The following is a 14,590-nucleotide window of genomic DNA, read 5'->3' on the forward strand; positions in this document are numbered from 1 at the left end:
GAGGGCGAGGGTTATCCGACACCGACCGATCAGCGGTACTGCATCAACTCGATCAGCCTGCGCCTGGTCCCGGCGAACTGAGCCGCTCCGGCTGCGGGACGGGTCCGCAGCCGGGAGGATGTCGAGGCATGAGTGAGCACATCCTCGGCAGGCCGAAGGTCAAGGTGACGATCGTCGGGGCGGGCACCGTGGGGACCGCGATCGCGTATGCGTGCCTCATCCGGGGTTCGGCCGAGGCGCTGGCGTTGTACGACACCAATGCCGACAAGGTCCGGGCCGAGGTCCTCGATCTCAATCACGGAACCCAGTTTGCGCCGCCGTGCCGGATCGAGGGCGGTGACGATCTCGCCGTCACCGCCGGATCGGACATGATCGTGGTGACCGCCGGTGCCAAGCAGAAGCCCGGACAGTCGCGGCTCGAACTCGCCGCGGCGAACGTCGCGCTGGTGCAGACCCTGACGCCCGCGTTGCTCGAGCGGTCGCCGGATGCGGTTGTGCTCTTCGTCAGCAATCCCGTCGACATCGTCACCCACGCCGCGATCGTCGCGACCGACGCCGCACCCGGCCGCATATTCGGGTCGGGCACCGTGCTCGATTCGGGGCGCCTGCGTTTCCTGATCGCCGAGCGCGCCGGGGTCGCCGTGGAGAACGTGCACGCCGTCGTCGTCGGTGAGCACGGCGACTCGGAGATCACGCTGTGGTCGGGGGCAACGATCGGCGGCGTCGCAGCAGCGAAGTTCGTGACCGGCGACGGCACCTCCGCGCCCCTGTTCGACGCGGCGGCGCGCGCCGACATCTCCGCCCGGGTGGTGCACAGCGCGTACGAGATCATCCGGGGCAAGGGCGCGACCAATCTGGCGATCGGGTTGTCCACGGCCCGGATCGTCGAGGCGGTGCTGCGCGACCAGCACCGGGTGCTGCCGGTGTCGACCCTCCAGAGCGGTCCCGAGGATCTGTCCGGGGTGTGCCTGTCTCTGCCGACCGTCGTCGACAGCCGCGGGGCGGCCCAGGTGCTCGACGTGGCGATGTCCGACGAAGAGCGCGAGGGCCTGCGCGCCTCTGCCCGCACCCTGCGGGAGGTGCAGGCGACCCTCGAACGCTGAGAGCTCCGACGGGTCAGCGGGCGCGGACCACGGGCGGGTCGTACGCGCGGATCGGCGGCAGTTCGCCGTCGAATCGTTCGATCTCGACCAGCACGTGCTGTCCCGTGCAGCCGCGCGCCAGCGACGACGTGCGGACGTCGGGGGTCAGCACGTTCGGGTTGCCGTGCACGCACATCGAGTTCGGGTCCGACGGGTCGAGCGGGTCGTACCAGGCGCCCGTGGACAACTGCACGACGTCCGGCCGCAGCCCGTCGTCGAGCACCACACCGGCCAGGCACGCGCCGCGGTCGTTGAACACCCGCACGATGTCCCCGGCGTCGAGGCCGCGGGTCGCGGCCGCCTCGGGGTGCATGCGTAGAGGTTCGCGTCCGTGGATCTTCGAAGCCTGGCTGGTGGCGCCGTGGTCGAGCTGACTGTGCAACCGGGTGCGCGGCTGGTTCGCGATCAGATGCAGCGGGAACTGCTGCGCGCGGGCGCCGCCGAGCCATTCCTCCGGCTCGTACCAGGTGGGGTGGCCGGCGCAGTCGTCGTAGCCGAATCCGTCGATGTCGGCCGAGAAGATCTCGATGCGCCCGCTGGGTGTGCGGAGGGGATACGTGTCCGGGTCCTCACGGAAGTCCTGGAACAACGTCAGGTCGTCCTCCGTGCGCATCCGCACGTGACCGCGATGCCAGAACTCCTCGAACGCGGGTGCCCCTCCCCCGTCGGCGAGGACGAATCCGCGCCACTGCTCGTAGAGGTGCTCGATCCACTGCCGTGCGGTGCGGTTCTCTGTGAACTGCGGACCGAATCCCAGCCGATGCGCGAGCGCGGTGAACGTGTCGTAGTCGTCGCGGGCCTGCGCGTAGCGGGGCGTCGCGGCGTGCATCGCCACCAGCAGCGGATCGTTGCGGGTGCACGAGAGGTCCTCGCGTTCGAACGACGTCGTGGACGGCACGACGATGTCGGCGTGCTTGGCCATCGGCGTCCAGTACGGATCGTGCACGACGATCGTGTCGGGCCGTGCCAGCGCCCGCTTCAGCCGGCCGAGGTCCTGGTGGTGGTGAAACGGGTTGCCGCCGGCCCAGTACACGAGCCGGATGTCGGGGAAGGTGCGGCGCTGTCCGTCGAAGTCGTACTGCTCCCCCGGCCTCAGCAGCAGGTCGGAGATCGCGGCGACCGGGATCGCCTCGTCGATCGGGTTCTGTCCCTGGAACAGCGTCGGCAGCGGATACGGCACCGGCGCGAGCCCGGGTTCGTTCATCGATCCGTATCCGTGCCCGAATCCACCGCCCGGCACGCCGATCTGGCCGAGCATCGCGGCGAGCGTCACCCCGGCCCAGGGGGCCTGCTCGCCGTGGCGGACCCGCTGCAGCGACCACGTGACGGTGACCAGGGTGCGCCCGGCGGCCATGCGGCGGGCGAGGTCGGTGAGGGTTGCGGCGGGCAGGCCGGACAGGTCCGCCGCCCACTGCGGTGTCTTCGGGATGCCGTCGGTGCGCCCGAGCAGGTAGTCCTCGAACTTGTCGTAGCCGGTGCAGTAGCGGTCGAGGAACGCGCGGTCGGCGAGGTCCTCGGTGGCGAGCACGTACGCGAGGGCCAGCATGATCGCGACGTCGGTGCCGGGGCGCGGGGCCAGTCGTTCGGCGTCGCCGTGCAGGTCGTCGCGCAGCGGGCTGATCGACACGATGCGCCCACCCCGGGCGCGCAGCCGGTCGAGGGCGTCGCGGGTCGGATGGTTGCTGGTGCCCCCGTCGTTGACCGCGGTGTTCTTCAGCGGCACCCCGCCGAAACACACCATCAGGTCCGTCTCGCGGGCAATGACGTCCCAGTTGGTGGAGCGTGCGAACAGCTTCCAGTGCGTGCCCACGACCCGCGGCATGATCACGCCGGTGGCGCCGAGCGAATAACTGTGCACGGACCGCGTGTAGCCGCCGAGCATCTTCAGGAACCGGTGGACCTGGCTCTGCGCATGATGGAACCGGCCGGGCGACGACCACCCGTAGGAACCGCCGAAGATCGCACGGTTGCCGTGGGTGTCGACGACGCGGCGCAGTTCCCCGGCGAGCAGTCCGGTCAGTTCGTCCCACGACACGGCGACGAATTCGTCGCTGCCGCGGGCGCTGCTCGGCCCCGGTCCGTTCTCGAGCCAGCCGCGCCGCACGGCGGGACCGGTGATGCGGGACCGGTGCCGCACCGAGCCGGGCAGGTTGCCGAGAATCGCCGACGGGTCGGCGTCACCCGGGTACGGGTGCACGGCGGTGACCTCACCGTTCGCGGCTTCGGCCTCGTACATGCCCCAGTGGGACATGTGCGAGTACCGCCGCGGAGGCCTGCTGTGATTCGATTCGGCTTCCTGCTCCGGCATCCGCATCAGGGCAGCGCGTTGATCAGCCGGTCCGCGTCGACGCGGGGGCCGCTGAAGAACGGGGTCTCCAGACGCACGTGGTAACGGGCCTCGGTCGCGCGCAGATCGCGCATGAGGTCGACGATGCGGTCGAGTTCCGGAGCCTCGAAGGCGAGGATCCACTCGTAGTCACCGAGCGCGAACGCCGGGACCGTGTTCGCGCGCACATCCGGGTAGCCGCGGCCGGCCTTGCCGTGCTCGGCGAGGATGCGGCGACGGTCCTCGTCGGGCAGCAGGTACCAGTCGTACGACCGCACGAACGGGTACACGCAGATGTAGTTGCCGGGATCCTCGCCCGCGATGAACGACGGAACGTGGCTCTTGTTGAACTCCGCGGGGCGGTGCAGCGCCGTGTTCGACCACACCGGGTTGCTGGCGCGGCCGAGGATCGTGGTGCGGCGGAAGTCCGCGTAGAACTTCTGCAGATCCTCGATGCGCTCGGCGTGCGTCCAGAACATGAAGTCCGCGTCGGCGCGCATGCCGGCGATGTCGTAGATGCCACGGACGACGACATCGGTGTTCTCGTACGAGGCGAGGAACTTCTGCAGATCCTCGAGCGCTTCGGCGCGGTCGTCGCCGAGGACCCCGGGATGCACCTGGAACACCGACCACATCGCGTAGCGGAGGGTCGAATTGAGCTTGTCGAAATCGAGACGTGCCATGTTTCTCATCCTGCCACTCGTGTCGTCAGCCGCGCTGCGGCCGTTGTACCCGATGCGACGCACGCCGGCACACCGACGCCGTGCAGCATCGCTCCGGCCACTTCGATGCCGTCGACGTCGGCGACCGCGGCCTCGAGTGCCACGACGATCTCGTCGTGTCCTGCGCGGTACTGCGGCAGCCCGCCGTGCCAGCGCTGCACGAACGCGGCGACCGGTTCCGCGGTCACTCCGGTGACGGTCGCGAGGTCCTTGCGGGCCAGTGCGATCAGCAGATCGTCGTCGGCGTCGACGAGCCCGGCGTCGCCGAACCGCCCGAACGACGCGCGCGCCAGTTCCACATCACGCTCGGCCAGGTGCGGCCACTTGCGGCTCGACAGCGTGAACGCCTTCGCCGACAGATCCTCGCCGGTCGCGACGAGGATCCCGGAGTTGCGGGGCAGCCCCGAATCCCGGGGCAGCGCGAGCGCGACGACCACCGACGACGCGAGCGGAATCCGGGCCGCCTGCTCGGCCCCGGCGGGAACCGCGTCGGCGAGCAGCGCGGCGGCCTGCGGCGCGGGCACCGCGAGGACGACGCCGTCGACCTCACCGATCGGGTCGATCGACCATCTGCGGCCGGCGGGACGCAGCGCCGATGCCGCCGTGCCGCGGTGGATCTCGGCGTCGGCGGCCCGCTCGAGCGCGTCGAGCAACACGCCGTAGCCGTCGCGGAGTGTCCCGAAGACCGGGGCGGTCGACGGCGGCGGCAACGCCCGGCGCACGGCCTCGCTCAGGCTCGGCGCACCGTCGTCGAGTGCCGCGGCGAGCGTGGGGAGGGTCGCGCGCACACCGGCGGTGTCGGACAGGCCGGAGTACACCCCGCCGAGCAGCGGATCGACGCTGCGCCGCACCACCTGATCCCCGAATCGTGTCCCGACGAGTTCGGCGACCGAGACGTCTCCCCCGCGTTCCCAGTGGAACGGCAGGTCCGGTTCGGCGGCGATCCGGTCGAGGGTGGCGGTGTCGACGAGCCCGGCCAGTGCTTGCGCATCGGCGGGGATGCCCATCAGGGTGCCGCCCGGCATCGGATGCAGCTCGGCGCCCGCGTAGATCAGCGGCCGGGCACCGGCCGGGTACACGAGCTGATCGGTCAGGCCCAGTTCGTCGAGCAGCGCGGGCATCTCGGGGCGGCGGCCGATGAAGGCCTCGGCACCGACGTCGACGGGGTCGCCCGCGAGCGGCACGGTGCGCAGCTTCCCGCCGAGCCGATCGGACTGTTCCAGGATCACGATCCGGGCGCCGGCACCGAGGCTCGTCCGCAGCCGGTAGGCGGTCACGAGTCCGGTGACACCACCGCCGACGACTACGACGGTCGGCGTGCTCACAGCGAATGCACCAGTTCGACGACGCGGGTCAACACTGTCGGATCGGTGTCGGGCAGCACGCCGTGGCCCAGGTTGAAGATGTGGCCGGTGGCGCCGGCGGCGCGGGCACGATCGGCTTCGGCGGCGATCCGGCGCACCTCGCGTTCGATCACGTCCCACCCGGCGAACAGGATCGCCGGATCGAGGTTGCCCTGCAGGCCCTTGCCCGGGCCGATGCGACCGGCGGCGACGTCGAGCGGGATGCGCCAGTCGACGCCCACCACGTCGGCGCCGGCTTCGCCCATCGCGCCGAGCAGCTCACCGGTCCCGACCCCGAAGTGGATGCGCGGCACCCGGGCCGCCTCGATCTCGGCGAACACCCGCTGCGAGTGCGGCAGCACGTACTCGCGGTAGTCGGCGAGCGAGAGCGCCCCGGCCCACGAATCGAACAACTGGATCGCGTCGACGCCCGCGTGCAGCTGTGCATGCAGGAACGCGATGGTGATGTCCGCCAGCCGGCCGAGCAGGGCGTGCCAGGTCGCGGGATCGGAGTGCATGAGCGCCTTGGTGCGCTCGTGGTTGCGGCTCGGTCCGCCCTCGACGAGATAGGAGGCGAGAGTGAACGGCGCGCCGGCGAACCCGATCAGCGGGGTGTCACCGAGCTCGCGGGTGAGCAATCCCACAGCGCGCGCGACCGCCCCGACCTCCTCGGCTTCGAGGGTCGGCAGCGCGGCGACGTCCGCGGCGGACCGCACCGGGTTCGCGACGACCGGACCGGTGCCGGCGACGATGTCGAGGTCGATCCCGGCGGCCTTGAGGGGCACCACGATGTCGGAGAAGAGGATGGCGGCGTCGACCTTGTGGCGACGGACCGGCTGCAGGGTGATCTCGCACACCAGTTCGGGCCGGAAGCAGGATTCGAGCATGCCGATTCCTGCCCGGATCTCCCGGTATTCGGGCAGCGATCTGCCTGCCTGGCGCATGAACCACACCGGTCGGTGGGTCGGCTCGGTGCCGCGCGCTGCGGCCAGCAACGGGGCCGTGTCGAGCCGGCGTCGGCTCGGGTACTCCGCGGGGGTGGTGGAGCCGACGTTCGTGTCTTCCAGGCCGGTCATCGATCCTCGTCTTCCAGGAGCATGGTTCGGTACCCGTCACGGCGGGCACGGGATGCTGCCCATGCTGCCACGCCGCCGTAGGCCTCCGGAATCGGCGCGCCTCCCGCGTGCTGTGCATCACCGGCACTAACGTCCGCTGTCGTGACCACCTCGCCCGCAGAACCCGCTCAGTTCCGCGCCGCGATCGAAGCGATGAACGCGGCGACGGTGCGCCCGGAGATCGAGGTCGGTCCGATCCGGCCGCCCCAACGACTGGCCCCGTTCAGCTACGCGCTGGGCGCCGAGGTGCTGCACGACGAATCCGGGCCGGTTCCCGAGGAGTCCGAAGGCGACGCGTTCGGACGGTTGATCCTGTTGCACGATCCGTCCGGTGACGACGCCTGGGACGGCACGATGCGGCTGGTGGCCTACATCCAGGCGGACGTCGACGCGACGCTGGCGTCGGATCCACTGCTCCCGGAGGTCGCGTGGAGCTGGCTCGTCGACGCGCTCGAGGCGCACGGACAACCGTTGACGGCGCTCGGCGGCACGGTCACGTCCACGAGTTCGGTGCGGTTCGGGGACATCGCCGGACCCGCGCGGGCCCACCAACTGGAATTGCGGGCGTCGTGGACGCCGCTGTCCGGCGAGCTGGGTCCGCACGTGGAGGCGTTCTGCGAGGTCCTCGCGTATGCGGCGGGTCTTCCCCCGGTCGGTGTGGTGCGCCTCCAGCGCTGACGCGGGGGCACCGGTCCCGACAGTCCGCGCTCGACCGCTCCGAATCGGTCTAGAGTCCATTTCATGTCGGTAGCAGAAGAAAACGAGTCCCTGCGGACACCCGTTCCCCTGCTCACCCCGCGCGACGGTGTCCCGGATGTGATCACCACCGCGGCGGGTGTCGACGCCGCCGCGGCTGCGCTGACGGCGGGAAGCGGGCCGCTCGCCGTGGACGCCGAACGCGCCTCCGGCTACCGCTATTCATCACGTGCCTACCTGATCCAGCTGCGGCGCGCCGGGGCCGGAACGGTGCTGATCGACCCGATTCCCACCGCAGGTGCGCTCGCACCGCTCGCCGAGGCGATCAACGGACTGGAGTGGGTGCTGCACTCCGCCGACCAGGACCTTCCGTGCCTGGCGGAGCTGGGCTTGCACCCGGATTCGGTGTACGACACCGAACTGGCCGGACGGCTCGCCGGGTTCGAGCGGGTCGGGCTCGCCGCGATCGTCGAGCGCATGCTCGGTTTCGAGTTGCGCAAGGGCCACGGTGCCGCGGACTGGTCCACCCGGCCGCTGCCCGAATCGTGGCTCAACTACGCGGCTCTGGACGTCGAGATCCTCGTCGACCTGCGGGACGCGATGGCCGAGGAACTCGATCGCCAGGGGAAGTCGCGATGGGCTGCCGAGGAGTTCGAGCACGTCCGGTCGGCGGGGCCGCCGGCACCGAAGCCGGACCGGTGGCGGCGCACGTCGAAGATCCACACCCTGAAGGATCCGCGGCGCCTCGCGATCGTGCGGGAACTGTGGACGACCCGCGACGAGATGGCGGCCCGCCGCGACATCGCGCCGGGTCGGGTGCTTCCCGATTCCGCCATCATCGCGGCCGCGGAGGCCGATCCGCGCAGCCCCGAGGAACTGCGCGCGCTGCCGGTCTTCGGTGGGCCGCGGCAACGCCGCTTGTCCCGGGTGTGGCTGGCCGCGATCGAACGTGCCCGCGCGCTGCCCCAGTCGCAGTTGCCGCCACTCGCGCAGCCGTTCGTCGGTCCCCCGCCGGCGAACCGGTGGTCGCGTCATCACCCGGAGGCGGCGGCGCGCCTGGCCGCTGCCCGTACGGAACTCACCGCGATCAGCGAGTCCGTGCAGGTTCCGGTCGAGAACCTGATCAGTCCGGAACTCGTGCGGCGGTTGTGCTGGGACTGGGACCCGGTCCCCGGTGTCGACGTCACCGAGTACATCGCGATGCGATTCGTCGAGGGCGGTGCCCGGCCGTGGCAGCGCGAGGTCGTGGCACCGAGGCTGGCGACCGTTCTGACGGCCTGAGCGGAACGATCGTTACCGGCAGCACGTCGGGGACGTGATGCCGGGACCGCCTCACGGGCGCAGGCGGCGGCCGACGCCGATCGCCGCGGCGCCGGCCACGACCGCGACCGCGGCGCCCCCGAGCACGCCGTGGTGCTGGGAGGCCCACACCTGCGGACTGTGTGAATGCGCCCGCTCGTCGAAGGCTCCGTGGGCACCGAAGTCCCGCCCCTCCTCGTCGTCGGCCGGGGTGAACAGGTTCTCCGGCTGGTCCGGGTCACGGGGTTGCTCGGTCTGCTGCGAGGCGTAGCCGGTCCGGGCCAGATACCGGTCGAGCAAACCGGGAGCGACGGCGTTGAGTGCCAGCGTGACGGCGGTGCTCGCCCCCACCCAGTACTCACGGCGTCGCGGGTGGTCGGCCGCGTGGAGCACCGCACGCGCGGCGACCTCGGGCTGGAAGATCGGCGGTACCGGCTGCGCCCGCTTGGGCAACCGCGAACGCACCCAGGAGAACTGCGGGGTGTTCACGGCGGGCATCTGCACCATCGTCACGTGCACGCCGCTGTGCTCGTGCAGCAGTTCGCAGCGCAGGGATTCGGTGAAGCCCTGGATGGCGTGCTTGGAACCGCAGTACGCGCTCTGCAGGGGGATGCCTCGATAGGCCAGCGCGGAGCCGACCTGTACGACGGAGCCGCGGTTCCGGGGTCTCATCCGGCGCAGTGCGGCACAGGTGCCGTAGACGTAGCCGAGGTAGTTCACCTCGGTGACGCGGCGGTACTCGGCCGCCGAGATCTCCGTCGCGGGCGCGAACACCGAGGTGAACGCCACGTTCACCCACACATCGATGGGTCCGAGTTCGTCCTCGGTGCGGCTCGCCGCCGCCTCCACGCGGTCCGGGTCCGCGACGTCGGTGGGTATGGGCAGCGCGGTGCCGCCGGCGGCGGTGACGTCGCGGGCGGCCGCGTCCAACCCGGCTTCGCCGCGGGCCAGCAGCGCCACCCGGGCGCCGCGGGCACCGTAGGCGCGGGCGACCGCCCGGCCGATTCCACCGGTGGCGCCGGTGACCACCACGACCTGCGTCGGCATCTCGGTCATGACGATTCCTCTCGGCCGGGGTCCTCGGCCAGTCGATGGGCGGATTCGAACAGCAGGGCGTGGACGAAGCACTGCGGAAGGTTGCCGCGCAGCTGACGTTGTTCGACGTCGAACTCCTCGGTGAACAGTCCCGGCGAGCCACACGCGGAGCGGTTGCGTTCGAACCACCGCGCCGCGGCGGTCCGGTGTCCCTGCTGGTGCTCGGCCAGGGCCATCACGAATCCGCAGAGCAGGAAGGCGCCTTCTGCCGCCTCGAGCGGCCCCTTCTCGTGCCGGAACCGGTAGACGTAGCCTTCGCGACCGAGGTCGGCGCGCACGGCGTCGAGGGTCCGTCGGCTACGCGGATCGTCCGCCGGGACGGCACCGCGGATGGCCGGCAACAGCAGCGCGGCGTCGACCCGGTCGTCGCCGGGGGCACGCTGCCAGCGTCCGGACCGGTGCAGGCAGGTCTCGGTGGTGGCGGCGACGAGGGTGTCGGCGAGCGCGTTCCACCGGCCGGAGGGCCGTGCCGGCCCGTACCGCGCCATCGAGCGCAGCCCCGCCGCGCAGATCAGCCGGGAATGCGCCCAGTACCGGTCGTCGAGCTCCCAGATCCCCGCGTCGGCGTCGCGCCAGTGCTTCTCGATCGCCTCGACCGCGACGTCCACCGCCCGGCGGTGCACGGCGTCGAGCCGGTCGAGGCGGGCCGCGGCGGCGAACAGCACCAGTGCCTCGCCGAACACGTCGAGCTGGAACTGGGCGTTGACGTGATTGCCGGCGCGCACGTCCGCTCCCGGATATCCGGGCAGGTCCACAGTCTTCTCGTCGGGCACCCGGCCGCCCTCGACGGTGTAGGCGGGTTTCAACTCCTCACCGTCGGCGAGGAGTCGTTCGGAGACGAATCCGACAGCGGTGTCGAGGAGGGGATGCGGACCGGCGGTCGCGAACGCGACACCGGCGTAGCACTGGTCGCGGATCCAGCTGTAGCGGTAGTCGTAGTTGCGTCCCTGTTCGGCCCGCTCCGGCAGCGACGTCGTCGCGGCGGCGACCATGCCGCCGCTGCCACCGGTGAGGCCCCGCAACACCGCGGAGGCGAAGCGCGCGTCGCGGTCGGCGAGGGTGCCTTCGACCGGGGGCAGTGCGCGGTGCCAGGCGTGTTCGGTGCGGGTCCAGAGATCGTCGGGGTCCGGCGGACGGCCGGGCAGGGTCCGATCGCTCAGTTCCAGCACCAGGTCGTGGTATTCCCCGCACCGTAGCCGGACGGTCGCGGCGAGCCGGCCGTCGTGGATGTGTGCGTCGGGCGCGCCGGTCCAGCGGAGTCTCAGCGGGCCGGCACGCATCGTCCACACGCCGGATTCGGCCGTGATCGTGTCCATGGGTATCGCACCGAATCCGGCGGCGACGAGCAGTTCGACGTCGACCTGTGCGTCGGCGTCGACGGCGACGATGCGGCGCAGCACGATCGCGGTGTGCGGGTCGCCGGGAAAGGCCAACGCGTCCCGCGATTCGACGATCCCGGTCGCGGTGACCCAGTGGCTGCGCCAGATGAGGGTGCGGTCCTCGTAGAAGCCACCCCAGGTGTAGCGGTCACTGTCCGGTTCGACGACATAGGCACCCGGGCCACCGAGCAGCGAGGAGAACACCGCGTCACTGTCCCAGCGGGGCGCGCACATCCACGCGAGATCCCCGCGGGGGCCGATGAGCGCACCGCGTTCCCCGTCCGCGATGAGCGCGTAGTCGCGCAGCACGTGCGGCCGGAGTCGGTGGTCGTGCCCGGTCGAGTCGGCCGGCGCCGGCGCGGTGCTCTCGCGGCACGCAGCCGGATCCGCCATCGGCACTTCCTTCCTGCCGTTTCGAGACCGTTCGGATCGGAATTCCCGGCGGGAAACCGGCTCAAACGGTGCTCGAGCGAATCGATGGTTCCGGTTGTGAATAGACACGGTGGAGCGGGGAACCCGAACCGAGTCCGATGTCGGTCCGTCGATCCGTGAGGAGGACCCGTCCGATGTCCAGCCAGAAGGTTTCCGACTATCTGCTCGAACGTCTGCGCGCGTGGGGAGTGAAGCACGTCTTCGCCTACGCCGGGGACGGGATCAACGGCATCCTCGCCGCCTGGGGACGTGCCGACGACGATCCGCAGTTCGTCCAGTCCCGCCACGAGGAGATGAGCGCCTTCGAGGCCGTCGGCTACGCGAAGTTCACCGACCGGGTCGGGGTGTGCATGGCGACGTCCGGGCCCGGCGCGATCCATCTGCTCAACGGCCTGTACGACGCCAAACTCGATCACGTTCCGGTGGTCGCGATCGTCGGGCAGACCAACCGCAGTGCGATGGGCGGGTCCTACCAGCAGGAGGTGGATCTGCTCAGCCTGTACAAGGACGTCGCCTCCGACTACGTGCAGATGGTGACGGTCCCCGAGCAGTTGCCGAACGTCCTCGACCGCGCGTTCCGGGTCGCGCTGACCCGCCGGGCCCCGACCGCCCTGATCATTCCGGCAGACGTGCAGGAACTGGACTACTCCCCGCCCGCCCACGCGTTCAAGATGGTGCCGTCCAGTGTCGGCTTCGACCATCCCGCGGTGGATCCGGACGCCGATGCCGTGAGCCGGGCCGCCGATGTGCTGAACGCCGGCACGAAGGTCGCGATGCTGGTCGGACAGGGTGCGCGCGGCGCCCACGAGGAGGTCGCCCAGGTCGCCGACCTGCTGGGCGCGGGTGCGGCGAAGGCGTTGCTCGGCAAGGACGTGCTCTCCGACGAACTGCCCTGGGTGACCGGTGCGATCGGTCTGCTGGGCACCCGGCCGAGCTACGAGATGATGCGGGACTGCGACACCCTCCTCACCGTCGGTTCGAGCTTCCCGTACACCCAGTTCCTGCCCGGTTTCGAACAGGCCCGGGCGGTGCAGATCGACATCGACGGCAGCATGATCGGCATGCGCTATCCGTACGAGGTGAACGTCGTCGCGGATGCGAAAAACGCTCTGCGCGCGTTGATTCCGAACCTGCGGCGCAAGGAGGACCGGACCTGGCGGGAGAAGATCGAATCCGACGTCGCCCGTTGGTGGGAGACGATGGACAAGCAGGCCGAGGTGGACGCCGATCCGATCAACCCGCTGCGCATGTTCGCCGAGGCCTCGACACGGCTGCCGGACGACGCGATCGTCACGGCGGACTCCGGCTCGGCCGCGAATTGGTATGCGCGGCAACTGAAATTCCGGTCCGGAATGCGCGGATCGCTGTCCGGGACCCTCGCGACGATGGGACCGGGCGTGCCCTACGGGATCGGCGCCAAGTTCGCGCATCCGGGCCGCCCGGTGATCGTCTTCGCGGGCGACGGGGCGATGCAGATGAACGGTCTCGCCGAGCTGATCACCGTCAAGCGGTACTGGCAGCAGTGGGACGATCCGCGGCTGATCGTCGCCGTCCTGCACAACAACGACCTCAACCAGGTCACGTGGGAGATGCGGGCGATGGGCGGCGCCCCGAAATTCGTGGAATCCCAGACGCTTCCGGACGTCGACTACGCGGCCTTCGCAGCCGGTCTCGGTCTCGGTGGCGTCACCGTCACCGCTCCGGACGAACTGGCAGGGGCGTGGGAGACGGCCCTGTCCGCGGATCGCCCGACCCTCCTGGACGTGCACACCGATCCGGATATGCCGCCGATCCCGCCCCACGCGACCTGGGATCAGTTCAAGTCCACGACCGCCGCGGTCCTGCAGGGCGACGAGGACGCGTGGGGATTCGTCACGACCGGCCTGGCGACGAAGGTCCAGGAGTTCCTGCCGCACAAGAACGGATGAGCCGGCGTGCTCGACGCACCGATCGAGGAGATCACCGCCACGGCGTACACCGTGCCCACCGACACGGAGGAGGCGGACGGCACGCTCGCGTGGACGTCGACCACACTCGTGCTGGTGCGCGTGGCCGCGGGTGGACGGGTCGGCACCGGATGGACCTACGGGCCCGTCGCCTGCGCCGACGTGGTCACCGACATCCTCGCCGGTGAGGTTCTCGGGTGCGATGCGTTCGCGACCGGTCGCGCGTACGAGCGCATGTACCGGTCGGTGCGCAACGCCGGACGCCCCGGGGTGGCGGCCTGCGCGATCTCCGCGGTGGACGTCGCCCTGTGGGACCTCGCGGCGAGACTGCTGGGACTGCCGCTGCACCGGCTGCTCGGCGCGGTGCACGACCGGGTCCCGGTGTACGGCTCCGGCGGGTTCACCACCTACGACGCGGATCGGCTCACCGCACAGCTCGAATACTGGGTGCACGTCCAGGAGATTCCCCGGGTGAAGATCAAGATCGGCCAGGACCGCGGCGCCGCGACCGACCGCGATCTCGCTCGTATCCACTTGTCCCGCAACTCGATCGGTGACGATGCCGAACTGTTCGTCGACGCCAACGGCGCGTACGGGGTCAAGCAGGCGATCCGGGTGGCGTCGGCTGCGGCGGACGCGCGGGTGCGATGGTTCGAGGAGCCGGTCTCCTCCGACGACCTAGACGGGCTGCGACGCGTCCGCGAGGCGGTCGACGCCGACGTCACCGCCGGCGAATACGGCTACGACCTGACGTACTTCCGCCGCATGTGCGCAGCCGGCGCGGTCGATTGCCTGCAGGCCGATGTGTCCCGGTGCGGCGGGATCACGGAATGGCGGCGCGTCGCCGCGGTCGCCGCGTCCCACCACCTCGACATCTCCGGGCACTGCGCGCCCCACCTGCACGTGCACATCGCCGCCGCCACCCCGAACCTGCGGCATCTCGAATGGTTCCACGATCACGTCCGGATCGAGGCGCTCTTCTTCGACGGCGACCTCGACCCCACCGGTGGATTCCTCCGCCCCGATCCGGATGCACCGGGACACGGCCTGTCGCTGCGGGTGGGCGACATCGACCGGTACCGCGTGCACGGCCCC

General features: G+C 70.7%; 11 protein-coding genes and 1 pseudogene. 6 read left to right on the top strand and 6 right to left on the bottom strand.

Features of this window, described 5'->3' with window-relative positions; genetic code table 11:
- Positions 1-81: pseudogene (locus I0Q12_RS32855) on the top strand (peptide-methionine (R)-S-oxide reductase); the annotation flags it as partial.
- 47 nt (positions 82-128) lie between these two features.
- The gene (locus I0Q12_RS14210) at positions 129-1,103 is read left to right on the top strand and encodes an L-lactate dehydrogenase (RefSeq protein ID WP_197252527.1); all 975 of its coding nucleotides are present in this window, start codon (positions 129-131) and stop codon (positions 1,101-1,103) included.
- A gap of 13 nt (positions 1,104-1,116) precedes the next feature.
- Here I0Q12_RS14210 and I0Q12_RS14215 read toward each other — a convergent pair whose 3' ends face one another.
- The 4 genes from I0Q12_RS14215 to hemE form a co-directional block, all read right to left on the bottom strand.
- The gene (locus I0Q12_RS14215) at positions 1,117-3,393 is read right to left on the bottom strand and encodes a molybdopterin-dependent oxidoreductase (RefSeq protein WP_197252544.1); all 2,277 of its coding nucleotides are present in this window, start codon (positions 3,391-3,393) and stop codon (positions 1,117-1,119) included.
- A gap of 62 nt (positions 3,394-3,455) precedes the next feature.
- A complete protein-coding gene (hemQ, locus tag I0Q12_RS14220; RefSeq protein ID WP_197252528.1) occupies positions 3,456-4,151 on the bottom strand; it encodes a hydrogen peroxide-dependent heme synthase in 696 nt (231 codons plus the stop codon).
- Between the two features lie 5 nt (positions 4,152-4,156).
- On the bottom strand, positions 4,157-5,515 hold the full coding sequence (locus I0Q12_RS14225) for a protoporphyrinogen oxidase (protein WP_197252529.1): 1,359 nt from the start codon (positions 5,513-5,515) through the stop codon (positions 4,157-4,159).
- Entirely contained in the window at positions 5,512-6,609 is a 1,098-nt protein-coding gene (gene hemE / locus I0Q12_RS14230; protein WP_197252530.1) for a uroporphyrinogen decarboxylase, read from the bottom strand. The genes I0Q12_RS14225 and hemE overlap by 4 nt, the downstream gene beginning before the upstream one ends.
- Positions 6,610-6,750: 141 nt before the next feature.
- Here hemE and I0Q12_RS14235 point away from each other — a divergent pair, with 141 nt between their 5' ends.
- Both I0Q12_RS14235 and I0Q12_RS14240 read left to right on the top strand, forming a co-directional pair.
- A complete protein-coding gene (locus I0Q12_RS14235; protein ID WP_197252531.1) occupies positions 6,751-7,326 on the top strand; it encodes a DUF3000 domain-containing protein in 576 nt (191 codons plus the stop codon).
- Between the two features lie 63 nt (positions 7,327-7,389).
- Positions 7,390-8,625, top strand: a complete 1,236-nt coding sequence (locus tag I0Q12_RS14240) for a ribonuclease D (protein ID WP_197252532.1) — start codon at positions 7,390-7,392, stop codon at positions 8,623-8,625.
- Between the two features lie 51 nt (positions 8,626-8,676).
- Here the strand turns inward: I0Q12_RS14240 and I0Q12_RS14245 are convergent, their stop codons facing one another.
- Both I0Q12_RS14245 and I0Q12_RS14250 read right to left on the bottom strand, forming a co-directional pair.
- Positions 8,677-9,699, bottom strand: coding sequence for an SDR family oxidoreductase (locus I0Q12_RS14245; RefSeq protein WP_197252533.1), 1,023 nt, complete (start codon positions 9,697-9,699; stop codon positions 8,677-8,679).
- Positions 9,696-11,510, bottom strand: coding sequence for a glycoside hydrolase family 15 protein (locus I0Q12_RS14250; RefSeq protein ID WP_231610644.1), 1,815 nt, complete (start codon positions 11,508-11,510; stop codon positions 9,696-9,698). Before I0Q12_RS14250 ends, I0Q12_RS14245 begins: the two co-directional genes overlap by 4 nt.
- 173 nt (positions 11,511-11,683) lie before the next feature.
- Here I0Q12_RS14250 and I0Q12_RS14255 point away from each other — a divergent pair, with 173 nt between their 5' ends.
- Complete coding sequence (locus I0Q12_RS14255; protein WP_197252534.1) at positions 11,684-13,477, top strand: thiamine pyrophosphate-requiring protein; 1,794 nt, start codon at positions 11,684-11,686, stop codon at positions 13,475-13,477.
- Positions 13,478-13,483: 6 nt separating this feature from the next.
- Positions 13,484-14,590: enolase C-terminal domain-like protein (locus tag I0Q12_RS14260; protein WP_197252535.1), on the top strand; the 1,107-nt coding region annotated here is incomplete at its 3' end.

Source organism: Rhodococcus sp. CX (genome assembly GCF_015865005.1).
Taxonomy (GTDB): domain Bacteria; phylum Actinomycetota; class Actinomycetes; order Mycobacteriales; family Mycobacteriaceae; genus Rhodococcus.